Annotated in this window: 19 protein-coding genes; 10 read left to right on the forward strand and 9 right to left on the reverse strand. The window is 50.7% G+C overall.

What is annotated here, in order from left to right:
* Window position 1 precedes the first annotated feature (1 nt).
* The 4 genes from B0B12_RS15745 to B0B12_RS15760 are packed head-to-tail and all read left to right on the forward strand — an operon-like array spanning window position 2 to window position 4,960.
* Window positions 2-1,282 carry an ABC transporter ATP-binding protein gene (locus B0B12_RS15745; protein WP_076670829.1) on the forward strand — a complete coding sequence of 427 codons (1,281 nt, stop codon included), beginning with the start codon at window positions 2-4 and terminating at the stop codon, window positions 1,280-1,282.
* Window positions 1,283-1,301: 19 nt separating this feature from the next.
* Complete coding sequence (locus tag B0B12_RS15750) at window positions 1,302-2,912, forward strand: glycosyltransferase (RefSeq protein WP_076670831.1); 1,611 nt, start codon at window positions 1,302-1,304, stop codon at window positions 2,910-2,912.
* Window positions 2,909-3,925: a polysaccharide deacetylase family protein gene (locus B0B12_RS15755; RefSeq protein ID WP_076670833.1), complete on the forward strand. Its 1,017-nt coding sequence runs from the start codon at window positions 2,909-2,911 to the stop codon at window positions 3,923-3,925. The genes B0B12_RS15750 and B0B12_RS15755 overlap by 4 nt, the downstream gene beginning before the upstream one ends.
* A gap of 51 nt (window positions 3,926-3,976) precedes the next feature.
* Complete coding sequence (locus B0B12_RS15760; protein WP_076670835.1) at window positions 3,977-4,960, forward strand: glycosyltransferase family 2 protein; 984 nt, start codon at window positions 3,977-3,979, stop codon at window positions 4,958-4,960.
* 29 nt (window positions 4,961-4,989) lie between these two features.
* Here the strand turns inward: B0B12_RS15760 and B0B12_RS15765 are convergent, their stop codons facing one another.
* The 3 genes from B0B12_RS15765 to B0B12_RS15775 all read right to left on the reverse strand — a co-directional run bounded on the left by B0B12_RS15765 (window position 4,990) and on the right by B0B12_RS15775 (window position 8,046).
* Window positions 4,990-5,994 carry a hypothetical protein gene (locus tag B0B12_RS15765; protein ID WP_139337823.1) on the reverse strand — a complete coding sequence of 335 codons (1,005 nt, stop codon included), beginning with the start codon at window positions 5,992-5,994 and terminating at the stop codon, window positions 4,990-4,992.
* Window positions 5,995-6,389: 395 nt separating this feature from the next.
* Window positions 6,390-6,914, reverse strand: coding sequence for a 5-(carboxyamino)imidazole ribonucleotide mutase (gene purE / locus B0B12_RS15770; protein ID WP_076670837.1), 525 nt, complete (start codon window positions 6,912-6,914; stop codon window positions 6,390-6,392).
* A 1-nt stretch (window position 6,915) separates the two neighbouring features.
* Window positions 6,916-8,046: a 5-(carboxyamino)imidazole ribonucleotide synthase gene (locus B0B12_RS15775; protein WP_076670839.1), complete on the reverse strand. Its 1,131-nt coding sequence runs from the start codon at window positions 8,044-8,046 to the stop codon at window positions 6,916-6,918.
* A 235-nt stretch (window positions 8,047-8,281) separates the two neighbouring features.
* On the opposite strand from B0B12_RS15775, the gene B0B12_RS15780 reads away from it, so the two are divergent.
* The 3 genes from B0B12_RS15780 to hemE all read left to right on the forward strand — a co-directional run bounded on the left by B0B12_RS15780 (window position 8,282) and on the right by hemE (window position 11,544).
* Window positions 8,282-8,899: a MarC family NAAT transporter gene (locus B0B12_RS15780; protein ID WP_076670841.1), complete on the forward strand. Its 618-nt coding sequence runs from the start codon at window positions 8,282-8,284 to the stop codon at window positions 8,897-8,899.
* A gap of 279 nt (window positions 8,900-9,178) precedes the next feature.
* Window positions 9,179-9,799 carry a MarC family NAAT transporter gene (locus tag B0B12_RS15785; protein WP_076670843.1) on the forward strand — a complete coding sequence of 207 codons (621 nt, stop codon included), beginning with the start codon at window positions 9,179-9,181 and terminating at the stop codon, window positions 9,797-9,799.
* Window positions 9,800-10,503: 704 nt separating this feature from the next.
* The gene (hemE, locus tag B0B12_RS15790) at window positions 10,504-11,544 is read left to right on the forward strand and encodes a uroporphyrinogen decarboxylase (RefSeq protein WP_076670845.1); all 1,041 of its coding nucleotides are present in this window, start codon (window positions 10,504-10,506) and stop codon (window positions 11,542-11,544) included.
* A gap of 201 nt (window positions 11,545-11,745) precedes the next feature.
* Here hemE and B0B12_RS15795 read toward each other — a convergent pair whose 3' ends face one another.
* The 6 genes from B0B12_RS15795 to B0B12_RS15820 all read right to left on the reverse strand — a co-directional run bounded on the left by B0B12_RS15795 (window position 11,746) and on the right by B0B12_RS15820 (window position 19,099).
* Window positions 11,746-13,545, reverse strand: a complete 1,800-nt coding sequence (locus tag B0B12_RS15795) for a TrkH family potassium uptake protein (protein ID WP_076670846.1) — start codon at window positions 13,543-13,545, stop codon at window positions 11,746-11,748.
* A gap of 56 nt (window positions 13,546-13,601) precedes the next feature.
* Window positions 13,602-15,401, reverse strand: coding sequence for a TrkH family potassium uptake protein (locus B0B12_RS15800; protein ID WP_076670848.1), 1,800 nt, complete (start codon window positions 15,399-15,401; stop codon window positions 13,602-13,604).
* The gene (locus B0B12_RS15805; protein ID WP_076670850.1) at window positions 15,382-16,401 is read right to left on the reverse strand and encodes a bifunctional heptose 7-phosphate kinase/heptose 1-phosphate adenyltransferase; all 1,020 of its coding nucleotides are present in this window, start codon (window positions 16,399-16,401) and stop codon (window positions 15,382-15,384) included. Before B0B12_RS15805 ends, B0B12_RS15800 begins: the two co-directional genes overlap by 20 nt.
* Window positions 16,401-17,609, reverse strand: a complete 1,209-nt coding sequence (locus B0B12_RS15810; RefSeq protein WP_076670852.1) for a pyridoxal phosphate-dependent aminotransferase — start codon at window positions 17,607-17,609, stop codon at window positions 16,401-16,403. Before B0B12_RS15810 ends, B0B12_RS15805 begins: the two co-directional genes overlap by 1 nt.
* 586 nt (window positions 17,610-18,195) lie before the next feature.
* The gene (gene recR, locus B0B12_RS15815; RefSeq protein WP_076670854.1) at window positions 18,196-18,804 is read right to left on the reverse strand and encodes a recombination mediator RecR; all 609 of its coding nucleotides are present in this window, start codon (window positions 18,802-18,804) and stop codon (window positions 18,196-18,198) included.
* Between the two features lie 13 nt (window positions 18,805-18,817).
* The gene (locus tag B0B12_RS15820; RefSeq protein WP_076670856.1) at window positions 18,818-19,099 is read right to left on the reverse strand and encodes an ATP-dependent Clp protease adaptor ClpS; all 282 of its coding nucleotides are present in this window, start codon (window positions 19,097-19,099) and stop codon (window positions 18,818-18,820) included.
* A 583-nt stretch (window positions 19,100-19,682) separates the two neighbouring features.
* Here B0B12_RS15820 and B0B12_RS15825 point away from each other — a divergent pair.
* From B0B12_RS15825 to B0B12_RS15835, 3 genes are all read left to right on the forward strand, one after another.
* A complete protein-coding gene (locus B0B12_RS15825) occupies window positions 19,683-20,225 on the forward strand; it encodes a hypothetical protein (protein WP_076670858.1) in 543 nt (180 codons plus the stop codon).
* A gap of 38 nt (window positions 20,226-20,263) precedes the next feature.
* Entirely contained in the window at window positions 20,264-21,121 is an 858-nt protein-coding gene (locus B0B12_RS15830) for a hypothetical protein (protein WP_076670860.1), read from the forward strand.
* Window positions 21,122-21,247: 126 nt separating this feature from the next.
* The gene (locus B0B12_RS15835; protein WP_244554737.1) at window positions 21,248-24,541 is read left to right on the forward strand and encodes an amidohydrolase family protein; all 3,294 of its coding nucleotides are present in this window, start codon (window positions 21,248-21,250) and stop codon (window positions 24,539-24,541) included.
* The last annotated feature ends 6 nt before the right edge of the window (window positions 24,542-24,547 follow it).

Raw genomic sequence — 24,547 nt, forward strand, 5'->3', positions numbered from 1 at the left:
CATGACAGCTAAAACCATACAGGTAGAGAATATCTCCAAGCTATACCGCCTAGGCACGATAGGAACAGGCTCCTTCAGGCAGGACCTGCAGCAATGGTGGAACCACTACATTCTGCGCAAAAAGGACCCTTTTTTCCAATTGGATAGATGCACCTCTATAAATGGTGGGCAGGACCAAATCTGGGCATTGCGTGATATTAGTTTCGATGTGATGCAAGGTGAATCGCTGGGTATTATTGGCAGTAACGGATCCGGCAAGTCAACACTACTAAAAATCATTTCCCGCATCGTGAAGCCGACAAGTGGAACCATAAAAGGTCGTGGCACTGTCAGCAGCCTCCTTGAGGTGGGAACAGGTTTCAACAAAGAGTTGACAGGGCGGGAAAACATTTACATAAGTGGTTACATACTGGGGATGAGCAAACCCGAAGTAACAGCCAAGTTTGACGAGATAGTGGCCTTTTCAGGTATAGAGGAGTTTATTGAAACACCCGTCAAGCGCTATTCGTCGGGTATGTATGTGCGCCTGGCATTTGCAGTAGCTGCACATTTGGAGCCGGATATACTAATTGTAGATGAGGTGTTGGCGGTTGGTGATGCGGACTTTCAGAAAAAGTGCCTGGGTAAAATGAAGGAGGTTTCCCAGTCGGAAGGCCGAACGATTCTCTTTGTGAGCCATAACATGCAAGCCATCAACACCCTCTGCGACAGGGCGATCTGGTTAGATAAGGGCGTTATGAAGGAAATAGGTCCTTCTTCAGTCGTCATTAACAAGTATATCGCCAGTATGCAGAAGTTCCAACTTAAACAGCAATGGCCTACTATCAGCGAAGCTCCCGGAAATGATCACATACGCTTTGAGTACGTTGAGCTCGTTCCACATACAGAATATTCCGATGGGATTATCGATGTACGAACCCCCCTCACGGTGAAATTCAGGTTCTGGAATCTATCGGATGATGTGAATATTAGGGTTAGCCTAGTCTTGTTCTCGTACAGTGGGGATTGTATTTTCGATTTGCTTTCACCAGCCACCCATTGTCAAAAAGGTATAGTAGAAGGTGAGTGTAACATAACAGGCAATTTTCTAAACGATGGTTCCTATTACATCAGTCTGCATATTGCCAGGGACGTATCCATACAGTTGTATTACTTTGAAGAGTGCCTCTCTTTCGATGTAGAAGATTATAGAGGAGGCATTAATTACTTTGACAAATGGTGGGGCGTTGTACGTCCCAATTTTCCTTTTTTACTTAAGCAGAAAGAGGTCGCCATCCAATAGCAAACAGTCATCACCCGCCATGCACAACCCGCTGATATCAGTTATCATACCCTGTTATAACTTAGGCCACCTGCTCCAGGATGCTCTCGACAGCGTTTTCAGGCAAACCTACGAAAACACAGAAATTATAGTAATAGATGATGGCTCGACGGATGACACCAAAACAGTAGCCTTACGCAACACAGGGGTACGTTATTTTTATCAGCACAACCAAGGCCCTTCGGCTGCCAGAAATGTAGGACTTCAGCATTTCAAAGGCGAGTGTGTCGTGTTCTTGGATGCTGATGACTACCTCTACGATGATGCGCTCGCTATCAATTACAGCTATCTGGCTAAAAACGAGCAACTGGCCTTTGTATCGGGAAGCCACGACAAAGTCTTTGTTCAAAGCGGGGACATAGTGCCGGTTGTCAAAACAGTACCTGCGCACCACTACTTAAACTTGCTAAAAGGAAATTACATCGGTATGCATGCTGCTGTCATGTATAGAAGGTGGGTGTTCGACGAGTTCAAATTCGATTCGTCTATAAGGGGCTGTGAGGAATATGACCTATACCTTAAGATAGCCAGAAAATACCTAGTGCTGCACCATCCACACAAAATAGCTGCTTATCGTTTTCACAAGAAAAATTCCTCTCACAACATACCGCTTATGCTGAACACCGCTATCAGGGTGTTGGAGAGTCAGGAGCCTCATTTAAGAAACAGCGCTGAAAAATCTGCATACACTGAGGGACTAAGAAACTGGAAGCAATACTATGTGCAGGAATTGTATGCTAACATACAGGGCAACAGTAAATTTTCGGCCACTGACTACTATACTCTGCTGAAAAACCTGAATGGCACGGCTTCAAACTCACAAATGCTTAGTTCTGTGCTGATCACTTTCACTAAGCATGTTATCAAAAAGATTCCTTCCGGTAGAGTCAGGAAAAAGCTGATATCACTTCTACCTGCAGAAGGTACGCCCCCGTTCGGAAAAGTAAAACTGGGCGATTTCCATCAGTCAGTTCCTTTTAGCACGCAGTTCGGATACGACAGGGGCGGGCCTGTAGACCGCTATTACATCGAAAACTTTTTAAGCAACGAGTCTCTTAGTGTGCGGGGCAGAGTTTTGGAAATCGGAGATAACTCCTATACCATGTTCTATGGAAGTGATAGGATTACAAAGAGTGATATTCTGCATGTAAATGATTCGAACCCACACGCTACCATCATAGGCGATATCAGTAATGCTCCTCACATACCCGATAATGCATTCGACTGTATCATTTTGACACAGACCCTGCACCTGATTTACAACTTTAAGGACGCACTCCATACCTGCCACCGCATACTTAAGCCAGGCGGTACACTGCTCCTCACCGTGCCAGGCATCACGCCAATTGACCATGGCGAGTGGGAAGATGTATGGTACTGGTCATTTACCGACAAGTCTATGAAGCGGCTAATGGAGGAGACGTTCCCTGGAAGCAATGCAGAGGTATACCCATACGGCAATGTACTTACGGCAAGCGCTTTCTTGTATGGCATGGGTCTTCCTGAGCTATCCCATACCCAACTCGATTTTAACGACCCGCACTTTCAGGTGACAATTACCGTGAAAGCAACTAAAGCTATACCTCATTGATCAGAGACCTCATATATAGCCTTAAACACCGAAAAGAGCCTAAAGCCATTGTGCTCATGTACCACCGTGTGGCTGCATTGGAGACTGACATCTGGCGGTTGGCAGTGAGTCCAACCCACTTTGAGGAGCACTTACAGATTTTGAGCAGGAACTGGCGGGTAATCCCCCTTTCAGAACTGGCGGAGGACCTCAAAAACAAGAAGCTAAAGAAGAACAGTGTCGCGATCACCTTCGACGATGGGTATGCCGACAACTACCTGGCTGCAAAGCCGCTTTTGGAAAAATACCAGCTACCAGCCACTTTTTTCGTCACTTCAGCTACCATTGGTCAACAAGTGGAATTCTGGTGGGATGAGCTGGAAAATATCATACTACAGACAGAAGAGCTGCCAAAGAACCTGAAATTGGAGATGGGCAGCACGATGCTAGCATATGACCTAGGGCCGGAAAGCCGCCTGACTACAGCTTTACAGCAACGACAAAACCAGTGGAAGGCTTACGTGAACGAACCTCCTACGCTACGATGCGAGCTCTATCTAAAAATTTGGCAGGCATTGCGCCCGCTTGCACAGTATGAGCAACAAAAGTGCTTACAGTACCTGAGAAACTGGGCAGGGATCGATCAGCCTAAAGTTCGCCGCTCATATCTCAGCATGGGCCTAGAGCAACTGCAGTGTCTCAGTCAAAGCCGCTATTGCGAGATAGGGGCACATACTGTATCACACCCGGATCTTACTGGTCTCAGCTTGCAGGCCCAGACGAAGGAAATACGTGATAACAGGCATTTTCTGGAAAAGGCAACTGGCAGGAAAGTGACGCTGTTCGCGTACCCCTACGGACGCTATAACAATGACACCTTTAGCGTGGTAGTTAGCGAAAACATAGCTGCTGCTGTGACGACAAATGGCGATTTGGTAAAACCAACTTCCCATTCCATGCTCCTGGGCAGGTTTCTAGTAGATAACTGGACAGGCCAGGAGTTTGAGGGCTTTTTGAAAACGTGGCTAAAATGACACGGCACTAGAATAAAACTGGCTATACCTATCGACTAAGCTTTTACTCCTATGGAACGTATACCTTCCTCCCCTCCAGTCATTAAACCGCTACCTCCCATAACCAAACGTCCTCTTTGGTCAGTGATGATACCTGTTTACAATTGCGCTGAATTCCTGAAGTATACCCTGGAAAGCGTATTGGCGCAGAATATTCCGCAGGAGCAGATGCAGATAGAGGTGGTGGATGACGCCAGTATTGATGCCGATGTAGCAAATATCGTCAGAGTAATAGGAAAAGGCAGGATCGGATATTTCAGACAGCAGCAAAACATGGGCAGCTTGCGAAACTTCGAAACTTGCATCAATCGGGCGCAAGGGCACTTTGTTCACATACTCCACGGCGATGATAGAGTGAAGCCAGGTTATTACCAAGCGATACAGCGTCTATTTGAAGCCCATCCTGAAGCCGGTGCCGCCTTTTGCCGTTACCACCACATCGACGAAAACAACAATCTTCTGAGACCTCACATCACCAATGATGTAGAGAAAAGCGGCCTGTTCAAAGACTTCTTATTGCACATTGCAGAAAGACAGCATATTCAGTATGCCACGATTACCGTAAAACGAGAGGTTTACGAGAAACTCGGTTCGTTCTACGCAGTTACCTATGGCGAAGACTGGGAAATGTGGGCCCGAATCGCCAAACATTATCCTGTTGCTTATACCTCGGCAATCCTGGCGGAATACCGCAAGCATACCAGTTCCATTTCAGGAGTAAAGTTCTTAACCGGGGAATATCTGGCAGACACAGCCTATGTTTTTCAACTGATTCAACAGCACCTGCCACCAGAACATCGCCAGCAGATCCTTAAAAAGGCAAAGAAAAATTTCGCACATTACGGACTTGGAGTCACACAGGTTCTATGGAAAAAGTACAGAAATAAGGACTATGTTTTGGCCAATCTCAGGCAAATATTTAAGATGCATATAGACACTACAATTTGTCTCAAAGCTGCTAAAATTGTAGCGAAAATGACTATCAGCAGGCCTTAAATCCATGTAACAATGATCTTGGATTCAACTTAGTAATGCCTTTCTAATAAGTCCAATACATCGCCATTGTTTCTTGCATGGTAGATTTCTGCCCCAGACAGGGCCGGGAATATGGTCTGGAACTCGTTATATCTGTGCTCATGGCCGCGCTTTGAAAGTATGATGTTCTTTCCGCCGAAATAACTTGCCAAGGCTGCGGTGCCTCCGTGTACAGACAAAAAGCGCTCACAATTAGCGTACAGCATTAATTGAAAGTGATTGTAATTATTTACCTGCTCCCTGTGCTTCAGGTATAGGTCTTCAGCCAGCAGCACATCCGGAAAATTTTCTCTAATGTGCTCCTCTTCATTTAGCTCGTAGATATCGCTGTTATCCATCACGATATAGTTTGCGCCGGGTCGATTGTATACAATCTGATACTTATGTCTATACTTATTTAAAATCCGGTCCAATGTACCTATACCGAAGTAGTTGATCGGGCCTTGTCCCCACTCATTATTATACTTATTAGCAATGATAAGCAGAGGCTTCTGGTAGGTAAATAATGAATTCCTATAGTGCTCTTTCAATGGAACCTGTGCCCATTTTTCGAAATGTACATCCCGGCAATGGTACATATTAGGTATATTAAAACTCTCCTGTTGAGACCGCCAAACCCGTTTATTATACCGTTCTTCGTGTTGTTCGCTAAAAAAGTAGAGTTCATTCGTGTATTTCGAGGATATGGTGTTGGCTAAAGTTCCATTTAGGAAATGCCAGTATGCAAATGGTAGTACAAAAGTCAGTTCCTGCTGGAACTCCTGTCTATAGTCTATGGATTTATACTTGGGTCTTGTAATGTAATCTTTTATTACATACTTCGATTGTAGCAAACGAGCATAGGTGTTTGCGCCGGCAAAAAACTCGGGGGTACCATAACTGAAGGAACCTCTCAGGCGGTTTATGACGCGCCTGAAAAGAACAAGTAAAGAACCAGGTTCAGACGCTCTGATTGGTTCGGAGACTTTGTGGGAAGTTACTACACTTTTCTTCAAAGTAGGGCTAGCTGTAATTTCCTAACTTTTACGTCTCTACGAATCTCTTACTCGGTCAACTAAGGATATATTTAGTGAAACAATCTAATTAAATGGTAAAAACATTACATTATTTAGTAAGAGATAGCAAAGGGATATTTATTCCGCGATATTAAACGTACATCAGTATTTTCCTAAGTAGGTTATTAAAGCTTTAACCGCGTTTGTGCGGACGTCTCCATAGGTCTACAACAGATTTTATACAGCCTATGTTTATAACTGAAAGAAACCTTAACGTACTCCTGTACAGTCCGTTATACAATCCAGCAATTACTACCCTAAATTAGACACCCCTGAAAGCAGAACGGCCCGCAGTTGTGAAGCTGCGGGCCTTCTTTGTTCCATAAAGCTATACCTTAATCCAAATCTCTATCCCCTCTTCTCAGTTCCTCTACTGAACGCATCACCTTGTCTTTCAGACCAACCTTGTACTTCTCCAGCTTGTCGGCCACGGCAGCATTGGAGGTACCGATGATTTGCGCGGCCAGTATACCTGCATTCAGGGCGCCATCGAGGGCAACAGTAGCTACCGGTACGCCGCCCGGCATCTGTAGGATCGAGAGTACTGAGTCCCAACCATCAATGGAGTTGCTTGACTTAACAGGCACGCCGATTACAGGCAGGGTCGTGATGGAGGCAACCATACCGGGCAGGTGCGCGGCGCCACCGGCTCCGGCGATAATCACCTTCAAGCCTTTTTTGCGGGCCTGCTCAGCGTATTCAAACATGCGGTGCGGGGTGCGGTGCGCCGATACGATCGTGATCTCAAAAGGCACGCCCAGGGTTTCCAGGATCTCAGCTGCCGCTTCCATCACTTTCATGTCAGACTGGCTGCCCATGATGATGCCTACCAGCGGCTGCGTTGTTGTTTCATTAGCCATATTATGCGATTACTTTGATTACGTTTTTGATTGATTCTGCCCGCTGCTGTGCTTCTTGCAGATCTGCGCCCAGCACGGTAATGTGGCCCATCTTGCGGGCAGCACGGGTGTATTTCTTGCCGTAAAGGTGAATGTACACACCCGGCACGGCCAACGCTTCCTGCAGACCTTCGTACTTTGCTTCTCCGTCGTAGCCTGGCTCGCCCAAGAGATTGAGCATCACAGCGGCGCTCTGGATATCGGTGCTGCCGAGTGGCAGGTCGAGGATGGCGCGCAGGTGCTGCTCGTACTGTGAGGTATAGTTCGCTTTGATGGTATGGTGGCCGCTGTTGTGCGGACGCGGTGCTACTTCGTTCACCAGTATTTGCCCGTCTTTGGTCAGAAACATTTCCACGGCCAGTATACCGACCATGTTGAATGACTCGATTACGCGGGTGGCGATTTCGATGGCCAGACGCTGCAGTTTGTAGGGTACGTTGGCTGGCGCGAAAAGAGAGTCCACCAGGTTGTGCTCCGGATGGAAACTCAACTCCACAACCGGGAAAGCCGTCACCTGTCCGCTGGCGTTGCGGGCCACGATCACAGAAATCTCCTTCTCGAAATCTACTAGCTTTTCCAGCACCGACGGTTCCGTGAAGCCCTTGCCCAGATCGGCTTCGCTTTGCAGACGGGTTACGCCGCGACCGTCGTAGCCTTCGCGGCGCAGCTTCTGGAAAGCCGGCAAAAATTCCGTGTTGGCTTTCAGTTCTTCCACGTCTTTCAGAATTCTGAAGTCGGCGGTAGGTATAGCATGTTGTTTGTAAAACTCCTTTTGCAGGCCTTTATCCTGAATGGTGCGCACAGTCTTGGCATCGGGGTATACCTTTACTCCCTCCTGCTCCAGTTTCTCCAACGCATCGGCATTTACATGCTCGATCTCGATGGTAAGGATGTCGCAGTTCTTGCCGAATTCATATACTGTGTCAAAATCGCGGAAGCTGCCCACGAAGAACTCGTTGCACACATCCTTGCAAGGCGCGTTCTCGTCCGGATCGAGCACCAAGGTATAAATATTAAAATCGAGCCCGGCCTGAATCAGCATGCGGCCCAGCTGCCCGCCGCCCAGTATCCCGAGCTTTACCTCTCCTTTCATGGTATTGTTGCTTAGCTTGTTTTATACCCAAAATTAAGGATAAAGTGTGGAGACAAAAGATAAAACACAAAAGAAGTACCTCCGATTACGGCAAATACCCGAATTCTGATGCAACAGCGTGCATAGCGGCCGCCTGGGCAGCAAGAATAGTTGCCCCATTCAGTACAAAATTAATTTATGCTTTGCACATATATTGATTAAAAACTATATTGGAGGTTCTACGTTTACTGCTCCCATGGAAATCATTCTCGCCACGCTTTCTGCCCTCTTCTCGGTTGTGAACCCTTTCGGGGCCATGCCGGTCTTCCTGACGCTTACCCAGAACGACACACCCGTTCAGCGCAACCAACAGGCGCTCAAGGCCTGCCTCTACATGGTCGGTATCCTGGCCGTGTTCTTCCTGGCGGGTCAGTACGTGCTCAACTTCTTCGGTATCCGCATCCATGACCTGCGCATTGCGGGCGGACTCATGATCATGAAAGCTGGGTTTGACCTCCTCACACCGGGCGGTAGCAATAAAAAAGTGTCACCGGATGTGGTAGAAGAGGCACAGCTAAAAGAAGACATCTCCTTTACGCCGCTGGCCATGCCGATGCTTTCAGGCCCGGGAGCCATTGCCGTGAGCATCGGCCTGTTCACCACCTCCCTCTCCTACCTCGACATGGTGCTGATCCTGATCGGCATTATCCTGCTGGCCGTGATCAGCTACGTCATCCTCCGCTTCTCGACACAGCTGACACGCTTTATGGGCAAAGCCGGCCTGTCAGCACTGTCGCGCATCATGGGCTTTATCGTGCTCTCGATTGGCGTGAACTTCATCGTGTCGGCAATTTATGCGCTCTTCTTATCGTAACCGTACCGCATGGAGCCGGTTCGCATCCGTGAAGTAAACAGATAGCACCGGGCAACTGAGCTATACCTGCATTTCCCATTTTACGCCTAATAACTCAGGTATAGGCGCCAAAAATGAAGCTGGATTTGAGGTCTAAACGTCAGTCAAGTGTTTCATCCGCACTCCTGAGTTACACAACTGATTGCTCTGGCAACACACTTAATAATCTCACAACACGGTCTTTACACAGGCATAATTTTCGGCCCATAGCTTTGCCATTACAAACAACCCTACCAAGCTATGGAAATGATGCTGGCCACTTTTTCGGCCCTTTTTAGTGTGGTGAATCCCTTCGGAGCCATGCCCGTTTTTCTGACCCTCACCCAGGACGACACCCCATCCAACCAGAAGCAACAGGCGTTTCGGGCCTGTATCTACATGGCGCTCATCCTGGCGGTGTTTTTCCTGGCGGGCCAATATGTGCTCAACTTTTTTGGCATCCGGCTGCACGATATCCGCATCGCGGGCGGACTGATGATCATGAAAGCAGGCTTCGAGTTACTGTCCAGCAAGGCACATCGGGGCAAAAAAGTATCGAAGGGCGTAATGAAAGAGAGCCTGCAGAAGGAGGATATTTCATTCGCACCACTGGCCATGCCCATGCTCTCCGGACCAGGGGCCATCGCTGTGAGCATCAGCCTCTACTCCGACGCCCTGCAACTTGCTGACCTGGGATTGGTGATAGCCGCTATTGTTGCCCTGGCCGTGGTCGCCTACCTCATCCTGATTTCCTCCCACCAGTTGCTGCAGTTCATGGGAAAAGCCGGTCTGTCGGCGCTCTCACGCATTATGGGCTTTATCGTGCTTTCGATCGGCGTGAACTTCATTGTGACAGGTATACAGGGGCTGTTTTTTGTCTGAGTCTATACCTAGAGCACTTGCCCGAAATTTGAGGGGAGTGTGCACGATTGTCATCCCCTGCCCCTTCTTTGTCGAGCCCCCTACCCCCATCTGTAGTTACCTGTTCACAGGTACAGCTTCGTAGTTGAAGCAGTTTGGCACTCCCACTGGTTGAACACACCCCTGCCCCTCTCAAGAGGGGAATTCTAGCTACTACCAAACTACAAGCACAAGCTTCGTTGCTCTTGTTACAACCCCTTGGCACGCATTGAAAGACATCCTTGCCCCGGAAGCGATGAAACAGGTAGCTGTGCCAGGTGCACCAAATGACACTCCACTGTTTGAGCGTTCAGCGAGTTTGGAGGGTCTTGACTTTTTTGCCTACTTTTTGTGTCAAGACAAAAAGTAGGGCCCGCCCGGCCAGGGCAAGCTATGAAACAAGTCAGGTTGCTATACCTGCGACAATGGTTGTAATATGATATACCTATACCTATATCTGAACACGGGGATGTGGACATCCCCACTAGATTGCTTTCGGATCTGGAGATCCAAAAGAGCCTTCTGGCAGTTTGCTATACCTGCATAACTGAGGCCAGGCAAAAACAAACTCCAACATTCCACTACGAGCAAGAGTAAAACGTCTTTAACCGACAGGTATAGCCCTTGTCTTTTTGATGATAACAATCATCTTCTGACAGTCGGTATTTTTAACGTATCTTTGTACCATGCAACTGAAGAATGACCTGCTTATAAGAGCCGCCAAAGGGGAAACCGTAGAACGTACTCCGGTGTGGCTGATGCGCCAGGCCGGACGCATCCTACCTGAATACAGAGCCGTACGCGAAAGCCTGAGTGGATTTAAGGAACTGGTGGAGACACCGGACCTGGCCGCTGAAGTGACCATCCAACCCGTTGACATCCTCGATGTGGATGCCGCCATCATTTTCTCTGACATCTTGGTGGTGCCCGAGGCAATGGGCTGCACCTACGAAATGGTGGAAAAGCGCGGTCCGTGGTTCCCGAAAACCATCCGCACCGAGGCTGACCTGGCACGCCTGCGCGTAGCCGACCCGCACGAGCACCTGGGTTATGTGCTGGAGGCCATCAAAGTGACCAAGAAAGCCCTGAATGGCCGCGTGCCACTGATCGGTTTTGCTGGTGCTCCCTGGACGATCCTGGCCTACATGGTGGAAGGAAGCGGCTCCAAGACATTCTCGCACGCACGCGGGCTGCTCTATACCAACCCGGTATTGGCGCACCAAATGCTGCGCATGATCACCGATACCACCATCGCTTACCTGAAAGCACAGGTAGAAGCCGGTGCTAACCTGATCCAGGTATTCGACTCATGGGCAGGTATCCTCACGCCGGCGCACTACCGCGAGTTCTCCCTGCCTTATATCACTGAGATCTGCAACGCGATCAACAATGTACCAGTGACTGTGTTTGCAAAAGGCGCTTTCTTTGCGCTGGAAGATTTCAGCAAACTGAACTGCGAAACCATCGGCCTCGACTGGAACATGGACATCAAGACCTCCAGAGCACAGGTTGGTCCGAACAAGACCCTGCAGGGCAACATGGACCCATGCCTGCTTTACAGCTCGTTCGAAACCATCCAGCACGAGACGATCAAAATGCTTAAAGAGTTCGGTCCACAGCGCCACATCGCCAACCTCGGCCACGGCGTATACCCTGACACGGATCCGGAAAAAGTAAAATGCTTTATACAGACCGTGAAGGAGTACAGTGGAGCATTGAGAAGTTAGAGAGTTTAGAAGGTAGAAAGTTAAGAAGCGAAGCGTATACCTAAACTCTGACTTAGAACTTTCAACTACTTACTTAATATTTGAAACAGCGAAGGTCCGCCAAATTTGGCGGACCTTCGCTGTTTATAAATGCTTTTGTTTCTTGGCACTAAAGGCCCGCTTACCTTACTACCTTTCCACCTTCTAAACTTCCTAACTTTCTTAGCCGACCGGCAACTGGGTTTCCGGGTATTTGTAAGCAGTGGTGGTGGCGCGGGTGCTTAGCGCGACGGCCAGCGTGAGTGTACCGACACGCCCAATAAACATAGAAAGGATCAACACGCCTTTCCCAGTGTCAGATATGCCGGCCGTTATACCTGTGCTGAGCCCCACGGTGGCAAAAGCCGACACCTGTTCGACGGCTAAGCGCATGATGTCGAACTGCGAGTCGGTGATGGAGAGGACAAACAGGAAAAAGAGGTTCAGCATTGCTGCAAAGGCAAAGACAGAAAAGGCCTTGTAAGACACAGCGTGAGGAATCGTTCTATTGCTAATCTCCACATGGCGCTTGCCTCGGATAGTGGTCCATACCGTGAGTAGGATGATCAGGAAGGTGGTCGTCTTGATACCTCCCCCCGTAGAGCCAGGCGATGCCCCAATAAACATCAGGAAAATGAACATCAATAGCGTTGGCATGGTGAGAGCCGACATATCGACGGTGTTATAGCCCGCCGTTCGGGTTGTCACCGATTGAAAAAAGGACGTAACGATGGCTTCAGCAAAGTTCAGGTGCGCCAGTGTGTTGAAGTACTCCAACAAAAAGAAACCGACTGTACCTAATATGATGAGAGCGGCTGAGGTATAGATGGTGATGCGGGAAAGCAGTTTCCAATTTTTCCAGGGCGTACCGAGTCGTGTCCGCATTGACTTTGGCGACAGCACATCCATGATGGTCGGAAAGCCAATGCCTCCCAGAATGATCAAAAACGCAATAACCAGGTGCAGCACGTATGAATGACGCACAGGCAGTGTATACAGGCCCTCTGGAAACAGCGAGATACCGGCATTACAAAAGGCCGAGACAGAGTGAAAGATGGAGTAGAATATTTTACTGCCCAGACTGACAAACTCAACGTCGTTGCCCCAGGTCATGAAAAGCACAAGCGCTCCAATGCCCTCAATTGTGAATGTCATCAAGACCAGGCTGCGCAACAGACTTTGGGTGGAGAAAAGCGTATCGCTTTCCAGGATCTCGTACATGGCCAGGTGCTGCTTAATACCCATCCGCTGTCGCATGAGCGAAACAAAGAACGTAGCGAAGGTCAGGATGCCCAAGCCTCCCAGCTGTATCAGCATCAGCAGCACCAACTGCCCCGAAAAAGTAAAGTAAGTACCCGGGTCCACCACCACCAGACCTGTCACGCAGGATGCCGTGGTCGCCATAAAGAGCGCATCGATGAAGCGCATACTGCCCGGCGAGGTGATCATGTTCGGCATCATGAGCAGACCAGCCCCTATCAGCACCAGGCCCAGAAAGCTCAGCAGGAAAATAACCGTAGGCTTAAGCTGCAAAACCTTGAAATAAACCCGGGTTTCCAGCAGCTCGATGATCAGCAGCACCAGCATGTAAATAGAAACCACCAACCGGTACAGCTCCACCGAAAGCATAATGCCGGTGCTGTCAAACAGGTTATACACAACGGGTAGCTGCAGGATGTAGGTACCCACCAGGTTTAGGAAGACGATTGCCATCAGCACACCTTCAAACCAGGTCCGGCGGAGAAACCTCTTCCGCTCAAAGGTATAGAGGATCCGGAGCAGGTAGATGAGTACAAAGACCGCAAAAATTCCATCAATGGCATGAAACAGTCTTTGCACAACGACCGGGTCCTGTGCCATGCCGTGGGCGTACACCAGCAGCGTGATCGAAAGCAGGGTAAGCAGGTACGTAGTGCGGCGCATCAGGGCGTATGCCTGCAGTTTGCTACCGTATAAAAGCCTATTGAGCCTTTCTGTACTCATAAAACATTACATCATTTCTGGTAAGCCTTGCAGCAGTAAACGCAGCCACACCTGTCTTAGCCGACTGCCAGGTGCGCATCAGGATATTTATAAGCAGTGGAGGAAGCCCGTGTACTGATAGCGAGCGCCAAAGTGAGTGTTCCAACCCTGCCGATATACATAGACAGGATTATGACCGTTTTGCCGATATCTGAAAGGCCGGCCGTTATACCTGTGCTCAGCCCCACGGTGGCAAATGCCGACACCTGCTCAAAGGCCAGCCGCAGTATGTCAAACTGGGCGTCGGTGATGGAGAGTATGATCAGGAAGAGGATGTTGAAAACCACAGCAAACGTAAAAACCGCAAAGGCTTTATACGAAACGGAGTGTGGTATAGTGCGCTTGCTGATCTCAATGTTACGCTTTCCGACTATCGTTGTCCAAACGGTTAGTATAATCACTGTAAAGGTCGTGGTTTTGATACCGCCGCCCATCGAGCCCGGGGAGGCGCCGATGAACATCAGGATCATCATGATTAGCAGGGCGGGCGACGAAATACTGGAAACATCCACGGTGTGAAAACCTGCCGAACGCGTTGTGGCCGATTGAAAGAAAGACGTAATAAGCGCCTCTGCGAAGTTCAGGCTAGACAGTGTGTTGAAGTACTCCAGCAAAAAGAAGGTAACGGTGCCAAAGGCTAGTAGCCCAGCCGAGGTATACACGGTCACACGCGTCATCAGCTTCCAGTTGCGCCAGGGCATCGCCATTCTTGTACGCATGGAATCCGGTGAAAATACATCCAGCATAGTCGGGAAGCCGATGCCCCCCAGAATAAGGAGCGCCGCAATCGTCAGGTGCATGACGTAGGCATTCTGCAGCGGATTGCTGTAGAGGCCCTCCGGGAACAGAGAAAGGCCGGCATTGCAGAAACCTGACACGGCATGAAACACCGAAAAGAAGATTTTGCTGCCCAGCCCCACAAACTCCACCTCGTTGCTCCACGTCGCAAAAATAATCACGGCCCCGATCGCCTCGATTGAGAGCGTCATCATGATCAGTTTGCGGAGGAGGCTTTTGGTAAACGAAATCGACTCACTCTCAAGCAGCTCGTACATGGCCACGTGCTGTTTAATACCGATACCCTGCCGCATGAGCGTGGCAAAGAACGTGGCAAAGGTCATCACACCCAGTCCGCCCAGCTGAATCAGTATTAACAGCACCACCTGCCCCGAAAAGGTAAAGTAAGTGCCCGGATCCACGACAGCCAGCCCCGTGATGCACGAGGCGCTGGTAGACATAAACAGTGCATCGATGAATCGCATGCCGGCCGGGTCGTTGGTCATTTTGGGCAGCATAAACAGGGCCGTGCCGATGGCAATGAGCGTCAGAAAGCTCATCAGGAAGGTGATGGCCGGTTTTACCTGCAGGGTTTTGAGGTGCACCCGGGTCTCGAGCAGTTCCACCACCAGCAGCATCAGCATGTAGAGCGACACCAGCACACGGTATACCTCAACCGAAAGCGGCATCCCCAGCCCCTCAAAAATATTGTAGATAACCGGATAGTTTAGCAGATAGGTCCCTACCTGGTTGACCAGGATAATACCCATCAGGGTCCCCTCGAACCAGGTACGCTGCAGGAATTTCAATCGCTCAAAGCCATAGAGAATCCGCAGCAGGTAGATCAGCACAAAGATGGCAAGTATGCCGTCAATGCCGTAAAAAATAAGCTGGAGGATTTTAGGGTCTGTGACGACACCGTGCGCATACAGCAGCAGCCCTATCGCCACCACCGTGAGCGTATAGGTAGTGCGGCGCATCAGCATGTATGCCCGCAGTTTGCTGCCGTATAAGAGCCTGTTAAGCTGTTCGGTGTTCATGTGTCTCGTACAGCCTGTTCTCTTTTGCTTCCTGGAACAAGCGGTTTCTATCGACAGGCACCACGCCTACCTGCTCGCATACCAGTCCGCCGCCCAGGTTGCTGAGGCCGGCCAGAAACGGCAGCGAGGTGCGGAGCGCCATGCACAGCGCCGCAATACTGATTACGGTATCACCTGCGCCGGACACATCGGAGATGGAACGGCGATGGGCAGGTATGTAGGTCTTCTCCTCCCCCTCGGCAATGAACACGCCACGCTCTGATAAGGTTACGAGCACCTGCTGTGTCTGCAGTCGCTTCTGAAGTTGGGCTACAGCCTCTTCAAAAGCAGGCAGGTTCTCGTCGGCAAACTCCACTTTCAGCCCTTCTTTAAGTTCTTTCAGGTTCGGTTTGAAAAGCGTGCAGCCTTTATAGCTAAGGAAGTTCTTCTTCTTTGGGTCCACCACGTTCGGTATACCCCGCTCGTTGGCCAGCTCGATGAAGCGGGCGATGTTTTGCTCGGAGAACACACCTTTGTCATAGTCCTCAAACACAACCACATCGGCACGATCGAGCAGCTTTTGAAAATGCTCCTCCAGGTGGCGCTCTTCGTAGTCGGCCAGGTTGTGCTCGATCTCGGCGTCGACGCGCAGCAATTGCTGCCCACCCGCTATAATGCGGTGCTTGATAGTAGTCACCCGCTCCGGACTCTGCACGATGCCTTCTGTAGAGAGGCCTCGCTCTTCCATCAGGCGCAGGAAATCACCGCCGTCCGGGTCATCACCTATAACAGAGCAAAGGAGCGGCGTCGCACCCATGGCCTGTACGTTCAGGGCCACGTTGGCAGCCCCCCCCAGGCGCTTCTCGCGCTTCACTACGTTCACAATCGGCACGGGGGCCTCCGGTGAAATGCGCGTCGACTTGCCCCACAGGTATGAGTCGATCATCACATCCCCCACAATAAGCACGGTCAGGCGGTCAAACGCGCTGAAAATATCTTCTAAATTGGTAAGCTGCTTCATTATTGCAATTTGGCGAGGCTCTCCTTGATGCGGCGGAGCGCCTCGATTAATTTATCATCGGATGTGGCGTAAGAGAAACGGATACACTGCGGCGCGCCGAAGGCCTCGCCACTCACCAGCGCCACATGTGCGTCGGTCAGCAGGTATAGGCTCAGGTCCAGTGCGCTGTTGATGGTGGTACCGTTGTAGCTCTTGCCGAAGTAGTGGCTCACATCCGGAAAAATATAGAAAGCGCCGGTTGGCACATTGGTTTTAAAGCCTGGTATACCTTGCATGATCTCGAGCACCAGGTCGCGGCGGCGGCGGTAGGCGTCGCGCATTTCCAGTGCTGATTCATTCCCTCCGAGCAGCGCCGCGTGGGCCGCCTTCTGGGCGATGGAGCAGGTACCGGATGTGATCTGGCTCTGCATTTTATCGCAGGCAGCGGCAATCTCTTTGTGCGCGGCGATGTAACCCACGCGCCAGCCCGTCATGGCGTAGCCTTTCGAAAAGCCATTCACGGTAATCACGCGGTCTTTGATAAAGTCGAAGGCAGCCATACTGGCGTGCTTGCCTCCGAAGTTGATGTACTCGTAGATCTCGTCAGCGATGACGTATACCTGCGGATGCTTCTCGAGCACCCTGGCCAGCGCCAGCAACTCCGCCTCGTCGAACACCGAACCGGTTGGGTTGCAGGGTGAGGAGTACATCACCACTTTGGTATTGGAGGTAATGGCGCTTTCCAGCTGCTCCGGCGTTACCTTGAAGTCGTTCTCCAGACGGCCCTGCAGCGGCACCGGCACCCCTTCCGCCAGCTTCACGATCTCCTCATACGACACCCAGTAAGGCGAAAAGATGATCACTTCATCGCCCGGGTTCACCAGGCACATCACCGCGTTGGCAATGGATTGCTTGGCGCCTGTCGACACCACGATGTTCTCCGGACCATAGTCCAGGTTGTTGTCGCGCTTGAACTTATCGGCAATGGCCTGGCGCAAGGCAGGAAAGCCCGGCACCGGGGTATAGAAGGTAAAGCCTTCGTCGATGGCCTGCTTGGCGGCATCTTTGATGTACTGGGGTGTCTGGAAATCCGGCTCCCCGAAGCTCAGGTTGATGATATCGAATCCCTGCGCCGCCAACTCACGGCCTTTCTTAGCCATGGCAATGGTCTGAGACTCCGAAAGCGAGGTGATCCGGTCGGAAAGTATATGTGAAGCGGTGTGCTGCATGTCATTCTGAATTAAGCCCCAAAGTTAATATAATACAAGACATTTCCAGTGAAGTGGGGGTTGTTTTAGCTCCCCCGACTTCCTATTCAAAAATTGTAGGGCGAGTGCCTTTCACTGTCTGAAACAGGATTTTCAGGATTAAAGGATTAACAGGATTTTCGTGCACGATTGGCGCCCATCAAGAGTAGGGTTTTGACACTTCCAGTTTACAGGTATAAGCTTCGTAGTCACAGACCACTGGCAGGTATAGCAAGGCTAACTTGCACGCTGACAATGAAACATAAGGTGGTGCCAGGTGCACTAAATGACACTCCACTGTTCGAGCGGTCAGCGAGTTTGGAGGGTCTTGACTTTTTTGCTTACTTTTTGTGTCAAGACAAAAAGTGAGGCCCGCCCGGCCAGGGCAAGCTATAAAACAGCTTAACTTAAGGTATAGGAAGGCTGAAGCTATGCAAGATATAGTTATATCTAGACCAGAGGCCCCACGAACGTAGACGTTCGCGCCATTTTATTTATACCTATACCTCCGAAAACAAAAAGGACATGCAGCCGCATGTCCTTTCCCAGCTATCAAAAGCCGTAAGTTTTAGTTCTTGCCGTAAGACGTACGCTCTACAATGCTGCGTCCCAAGGTAATTTCGTCGGTATATTCCAGCTCCCCTCCCACCGGCACGCCACGCGCAATGGTCGTGATGCGCACGTTGTGGTCACGGAGTTTGCGGGTTAAGTAGAAGGCGGTGGTATCGCCCTCCATGGTCGGGCTGATGGCCAGCAGAATCTCCTTTACCTCGGAGTTCGGCAGGCGCTCCAGCAACGAATCGATGTGCAGGTCCGATGGTCCAACACCTTCGATTGGCGAGATCACACCACCCAGCACATGGTACAGGCCTTTGAATTGCGCGGTATTTTCGATCGCGATCACATCGCGGATGTCGCTTACCACGCACAGCAGGCTGCGGTCACGTAGCGGATTGGAACAAATGGCGCATACCTCTGTGTCGGAGATGTTGTGGCACTGCTTGCAATGCTTCACCTCGGTGCGCATTTTCACGATCGCCTCGGCCAGCAGAAAAGTCTCTTCAGACTCTTGCTTGAGCATGTGCAGGGCCAGCCGAAGAGCCGTTTTACGTCCCACGCCCGGGAGCTTTGCCAACTCCTCGACGGCGTTTTCAATCAGTTTAGACGGAAAATTCATGTAAACCCTCCGCTTACTCTATGTTGGCAGATAGGTCTTTGTCGTGAAGGGCAGTGCACATACCTGCCAGTTCTTCGTAAGACCCCACCTTTACGGTGCACTTGCCTTTATAATGGATCAGCAGCGTGCACTGCTCCGCCTGTTCCGCCGTATGGCCGCATACCTTTATGAGCGTTGTAATTACGTGATCAAAGGTGTTTACATCGTCGTTGTATACGATCAGGTTACGCAGATCGGTGCTTTCCTCAAGTAGGGCGACATCGTCCTGGTGTAAAATTTCAGTCTCAATATTCATGTTGCAAAATTACGAATTTCTACGGAGCTACGGAAGCAGAAACTGCTATAAAACAGCTCTTCCCGAATAGCTCCGGCTATCAAAAAAGGTATAGGTTAAAACAATCCGAAGGCGGGCTTAATTCCTGTGAAGTAGGATATTATTCTGTCTGAATCAGGATTTTCAGGATTAAAGAGGGCCCCTACCCCCACGGATTAACAGGATTATACACTCTCAACTACTCTTCCCCTCGCTCGCGTCCCGCGAGTGTGAGCTATCCTGTGGCGTCCCGCCACTTGTGCACGATACTCCTCACCCTTCCATATGCGAAGTATATCCCCTTAGCAACTGTCGACTCCTATACCTCCACAAGACTTCACCAAGCGGCTAGAATCCGCCCGATAGTTCACACTCGCGGGACGCGAGCGAGGGCAGTTTTATGATTATCTACAGCCTCATCAACAGTTATAGCCTTTTCTTGCCTTCAAGTCTGCCCATCTTGAACCAAACACCAATTTTACCTAGCTTTACAGGTATAGCCAGCGCGTTCGCAACCAATAGCACCAGCGCCCGTTTCGCCGGATTATACTTAAGTCTATACCTTATGCCCACCGTTTCCACTGGTTTTAAAAAAGCTGTCAAGCAGCTGAGCGACAAAGAAAAGGAAGCCATCATTCTCAAGGCCGCTCGCCGCGATGCGGAATTGTACGACATGCTGTCAATCGAGTTGGGCGAACTCACAGCGGAGGAACTTTATGACCAGACAGCCGAGACAATCCACGAGTTGATGATCGGAACTACGGGCCGCTACCTCGGCCGCGCCCTAACCAAATCGCTGCGCAAGTCGGCCAAGGAGATCGCCCGTTTCAAGCGCGTGACCAAAGACGCCAAGCTGGAGATCGACCTGCACCTCTACCTGCTGCGCCTGATCTTCGACAACTTCACCGGCCAGTTCGACAGCTACTACAAAGCCTTCTACACCGCCACGGCTCGCCTGCTGCAGCGCACCATCCAGCTAATCCGCAAGAACCTGCACGAGGACTACCACCTCGAGTATAAAGACGACCTCGACGATTTTCTGCAGCAGATCCACAGCCGCAACAAGCCGCTGAGCTTTGATTTGGTGAGGGAATTTGAGGTGGGGTGATCAATGTTTAGCTTATACCTTGACCTGAATCACAAGAAATGATAAGGCTTCTTCTAATTTTCATTTTCCTGGCTCCATTCTCTGCTTTTTCCTGCGATGCAGACCCGCCTCCTGTTGCCCTGGAATTCCTGAAAGCGAAACACGTTTTTTTTGGTCAGGCCACTTCCAAGGTATACGCTAAAGACTCCCTTACCTACACAGTCTCGTTTACTGTAGAGCAACACTTTAAAGAAGGGGGCTCCCTACCAGAAACACTTGCTTTCACGTTGCCTGCAGAAGGAGAAATTACAGGCAGTTATAGCTCCTGCGATTTTGGCGTTTTGCTGGGCCGAAAGTGGCTGATATACGCCTACACATATAATGGCATTTTGACTTTCAGCTATTACGGCTCTAACTCTAAACCAACAGAGTCTCTTGATGCTATACCCAAGCAGGAGCTTGAAATCTTAAATTCAGGTCATGAGATTGATTACAGGAATATCATTTTTGACGAATCGCTACTCAAGAGCCCAACTGCAGTAACGTATGTAGGGCCTTCCCCAAAAATTCAACTACATAGCTTACTTACCCATATCGATAACACAAAATACAGACAAACCAGCCGCTTAACTTTTGAGAATTTTATAGCAGGGATCGATTCGTCGGGGAATATTATGGAATTGTTCATACCTGATCGGCGAGCAAAACATGTGTTTCAAGCAGTGTATGATGTGCAAGCTACAGTGTGGACTCCCCTGAAAGAGCTGAGCTCTTTACAATTCGACCTGTTGCAGGCACTCAAAGCCTCGGGCCAATGGAAGCCTGCCCGCTTTATGGGCAAGTCTGTGAATTCACAGGTGTTTTTTCAAGTCTACATCGACGAGCAGGGCAAGGTCACCACTTCAGCTTTTTATTAGATTTGTTTACTTACTGTGCTATAGCTCAATTCCCTGATTGCAGCTAGGTATTAAACCTTTTCTGATTTCTCCCCTCAAATCCCTAAATTTGAAAATCTAACCTAATCTAATCGAATACACCCTGTCATGAAGAAGCATACCTATCTGAGTATGTTCCTGGCGGCGGCGCTGGCCTTACCCATGGGCACAGCCACGGCGCAGGACAAAAAAGACAACAAATGGAACGTGGAGGAAGCCCGCGGACCGCAAAAAGAAGTTACCGTAACAACCGACGAAGGCACTTGGATGAGCGTGGACGTGAGTCCGGACGGCAAGGAGATTGTCTTCGACATGCTCGGCGACATCTACATCATGCCCATCACCGGCGGCAAAGCAAAACTCCTTCGCAGCGGCCGTTCCTACGAGGTGCAGCCCCGTTTCAGCCCCGATGGCAAGTTTATCTCCTTCACTTCTGATGCAGGCGGCGGCGATAACATCTGGGTGATGAAGCGCGACGGTTCTGATGCCAAGCAAATCACCAAAGAGAACTTCCGCCTCCTGAACAATGCCGTTTGGACGCCTGACGGGGAGTACCTGATCGCGCGCAAGCACTTCACGGCTTCCCGTTCGCTGGGTGCCGGTGAGATGTGGATGTACCACAAATCGGGCGGTAACGGTGTGCAGCTGACCAAGCGCAAAAACGACCAGCAGGATGCCGGTGAGCCCGTGGTTTCGCCTGACGGCAGGTATGTGTACTACTCTGAAGACATGAGTGGCGGCACAACCTTTGAGTACAACAAAGACCCGAACGGCCAGATCTACGTGATCCGCCGCGTGGACCGCAACACAGGAGAGATCGAGAACGTGGTGACCGGCAACGGCGGTGCGGTTCGTCCGGTGCTTTCCCGCGATGGCAAACAGCTGGCTTTCGTGCGCCGCGTGCGTACCAAGTCGGTCCTTTTCATACACGACCTCAAAACAGGTGAGCAGTGGCCCATCTACGACCAGCTGAGCAAAGACCAGCAGGAAGCCTGGGCGATCTTCGGCGTATACCCTTACTTCTCCTGGACGCCTGACAACAAGAGCATCGTGTTCTGGGCAAACGGCAAGATCAACAAGATCGATGTCGCTTCTCAGAAAGTAACCAACATCCCGTTTGAGGCGACTGCTACGCACCACATTGCCGAAGCCGTGCGCCACGATTTCAGTAAGTCAGGTATGGCTCCGGACCAGTTCGCGGCCAAGGCCATTCGCCATGCCGTGACTTCGCCTGACGGCAAGCTGCTCGTGTTCAACGCGGCCGGCCACATCTATAAAAAAGAACTGCCAAATGGCAAGCCGGAGCGCGTGACCAACGGCAAGGACTTCGAGTTCTACCCAACTTTCTCGCCAGACGGCAAGACACTGGTATTCTCTACCTGGGATGATGAAAACCTGGGCGCGCTGGTGAAAGTGGACATCCGCAAGAAAAATGCGAAGCCAACCAAAATCACTTCTGAAAAAGGCTTCTATACCAATGCTTCTTTCTCGCCGAACGGCAAGCTGATTGTGTACAGCAAAGACGGTGGCAACAACCACATGGGTTATGCTTTTGGCAACGAGCGCGGTATTTATTACATGACGGCAGAGGGCAAGAACCCGACGTTAGTACAAAAGAGCGGCTTCAACCCACTCTTTAATGCGAGCTCTGACCGTATTTTCTTCACGGGAGGCGCTGGTGGCAAGTATGTCTTCAAGAGCGTGGACCTGAACGGCAAAGAAGAGCGCACGCACTATACCTCTACCTACACCGACCAGTTCTACCCTAGCCCGGACAACAAGTGGCTGGCTTTCGTAGAGCTGTTCAACGGCTACGTGGTGCCGTTCTCAGCGAACGGTACTGGCATGGAACTGAGCGCTGAGACCAAAGCGATGCCAGTCGCCCGCTTCACCAAAGATGCCGGCACGAGCGTGCACTGGTCAGGCAATAGCAAGAAAGTGAATTGGGTGCTAGGCGACGAGTATTTCTCCAACGACCTGAAAGATCGTTTTGCTTTCCTGGAAGGCGCTCCTGAGAAGTTGCCTGCCATCGACACCACAGGTATAAAAATTGGCCTGGAACTAAAAACCGACAAGCCACAAGGCAAAGTAGCCTTCACCAACGCCCGCATCATCACGATGAAAGGCGATGAAGTAATCGAAGGCGGTACGATTGTAGTAGACGGCAACCGCATTGTGTCAGTAGGCAAAGGCATCGCCGTGCCGAAAGACGCCAAAGTGATTGATGCCAGCGGCAAGACCATTATGCCGGGTCTGGTAGACGTACACGCGCACCTGGGTACCTTCCGCAACGGCATGAGCCCGAAACAGCAATGGTCTTACCTGGCCAACCTGGCTTACGGTGTCACCACCACGCACGACCCTTCTTCTACCACCGAGATGGTGTTCAGCCAATCGGAGGCTGTGAAGGCCGGCCACATGGTGGGCCCGCGCATTTACTCAACCGGTACGATCCTGTACGGTGCTGACGGCAACTTCAAAGCTGTGATCAACAGCCTCGACGATGCCCGTTCGCACCTGCGCCGCATTCAGGCTGCCGGGGGTTTCTCGGTGAAGAGCTACAACCAGCCGCGCCGTGATCAGCGCCAGCAGGTGATCCAGGCAGCCCGCGAACTGGACATGACCGTGGTACCGGAAGGCGGCTCGACCTTCTTCCATAACATGAGCATGATCCTCGACGGTCACTCCGGCATTGAGCACAACATCCCAATCGCACCGCTTTACAAAGACGTGATCGAGGTATGGAAAGCTTCGAACACCGGCTATACCCCTACTCTGGTGGTGAACTATGGCGCGACCAGCGGCGAGTACTACTGGTACCAGAACACCAAGGTATGGGAGAAGGAAAGACTCCTGAAATTCACGCCACGCTCTGTCATTGACGGCCGCTCGCGCTTTGTGATGCAGGTGCCGGACGAGGAGTACCGCAACGGTTACTTCAAAACGTCGGAAGCCTGCAAGGCCCTGACCGACGCCGGCGTGAAAGTGAACCTCGGTGCGCACGGACAGCTGCAAGGCCTGGGCGCCCACTGGGAACTGTGGATGCTGCAGCAAGGTGGTATGAGTAACCTGGAAGCCCTGCGTGCCGCGACCCTGAACGGTGCCGAGTACCTGGGCATGGGCAAAGAGATCGGCTCACTGGAAACCGGTAAACTGGCCGACCTGATCGTGCTGGACCAGAACCCACTGGAGAATATCCAGAACTCGGAGCACGTACGCTACACCATGGTAAACGGCCGTCTGTTTGACGCCGCCACGATGAACGAAGTAGGCAACCAAGAGCGCAAGCCGGGCAAATTCTGGTGGGAGAACAACAAGTACGCTTCGTCTTTTGACTGGCACGAAGGTACTGATACCCGCGTGGGAGGTATAGCCGGTGAGAACTGCACTTGCCGCCATTAATATTTT

The organism is Pontibacter indicus (assembly GCF_900156345.1).
Lineage (GTDB): Bacteria > Bacteroidota > Bacteroidia > Cytophagales > Hymenobacteraceae > Pontibacter > Pontibacter indicus.

Bases quoted from the DNA above. Each gene is read 5' to 3' on its own strand.
- B0B12_RS15745 (WP_076670829.1), top strand. From the start codon at position 2: ATGACAGCTAAAACCATACAGGTAGAGAATATCTCCAAGCTATACCGC.
- B0B12_RS15750 (WP_076670831.1), top strand. From the start codon at position 1,302: ATGCACAACCCGCTGATATCAGTTATCATACCCTGTTATAACTTAGGC.
- B0B12_RS15760 (WP_076670835.1), top strand. From the start codon at position 3,977: ATGGAACGTATACCTTCCTCCCCTCCAGTCATTAAACCGCTACCTCCC.
- purE (WP_076670837.1), bottom strand. From the start codon at position 6,914: ATGGCTAATGAAACAACAACGCAGCCGCTGGTAGGCATCATCATGGGC.
- B0B12_RS15775 (WP_076670839.1), bottom strand. From the start codon at position 8,046: ATGAAAGGAGAGGTAAAGCTCGGGATACTGGGCGGCGGGCAGCTGGGC.
- B0B12_RS15780 (WP_076670841.1), top strand. From the start codon at position 8,282: ATGGAAATCATTCTCGCCACGCTTTCTGCCCTCTTCTCGGTTGTGAAC.
- B0B12_RS15785 (WP_076670843.1), top strand. From the start codon at position 9,179: ATGGAAATGATGCTGGCCACTTTTTCGGCCCTTTTTAGTGTGGTGAAT.
- hemE (WP_076670845.1), top strand. From the start codon at position 10,504: ATGCAACTGAAGAATGACCTGCTTATAAGAGCCGCCAAAGGGGAAACC.
- B0B12_RS15795 (WP_076670846.1), bottom strand. From the start codon at position 13,545: ATGAGTACAGAAAGGCTCAATAGGCTTTTATACGGTAGCAAACTGCAG.
- B0B12_RS15800 (WP_076670848.1), bottom strand. From the start codon at position 15,401: ATGAACACCGAACAGCTTAACAGGCTCTTATACGGCAGCAAACTGCGG.
- B0B12_RS15805 (WP_076670850.1), bottom strand. From the start codon at position 16,401: ATGAAGCAGCTTACCAATTTAGAAGATATTTTCAGCGCGTTTGACCGC.
- B0B12_RS15810 (WP_076670852.1), bottom strand. From the start codon at position 17,609: ATGCAGCACACCGCTTCACATATACTTTCCGACCGGATCACCTCGCTT.
- recR (WP_076670854.1), bottom strand. From the start codon at position 18,804: ATGAATTTTCCGTCTAAACTGATTGAAAACGCCGTCGAGGAGTTGGCA.
- B0B12_RS15820 (WP_076670856.1), bottom strand. From the start codon at position 19,099: ATGAATATTGAGACTGAAATTTTACACCAGGACGATGTCGCCCTACTT.
- B0B12_RS15825 (WP_076670858.1), top strand. From the start codon at position 19,683: ATGCCCACCGTTTCCACTGGTTTTAAAAAAGCTGTCAAGCAGCTGAGC.
- B0B12_RS15830 (WP_076670860.1), top strand. From the start codon at position 20,264: ATGATAAGGCTTCTTCTAATTTTCATTTTCCTGGCTCCATTCTCTGCT.
- B0B12_RS15835 (WP_244554737.1), top strand. From the start codon at position 21,248: ATGAAGAAGCATACCTATCTGAGTATGTTCCTGGCGGCGGCGCTGGCC.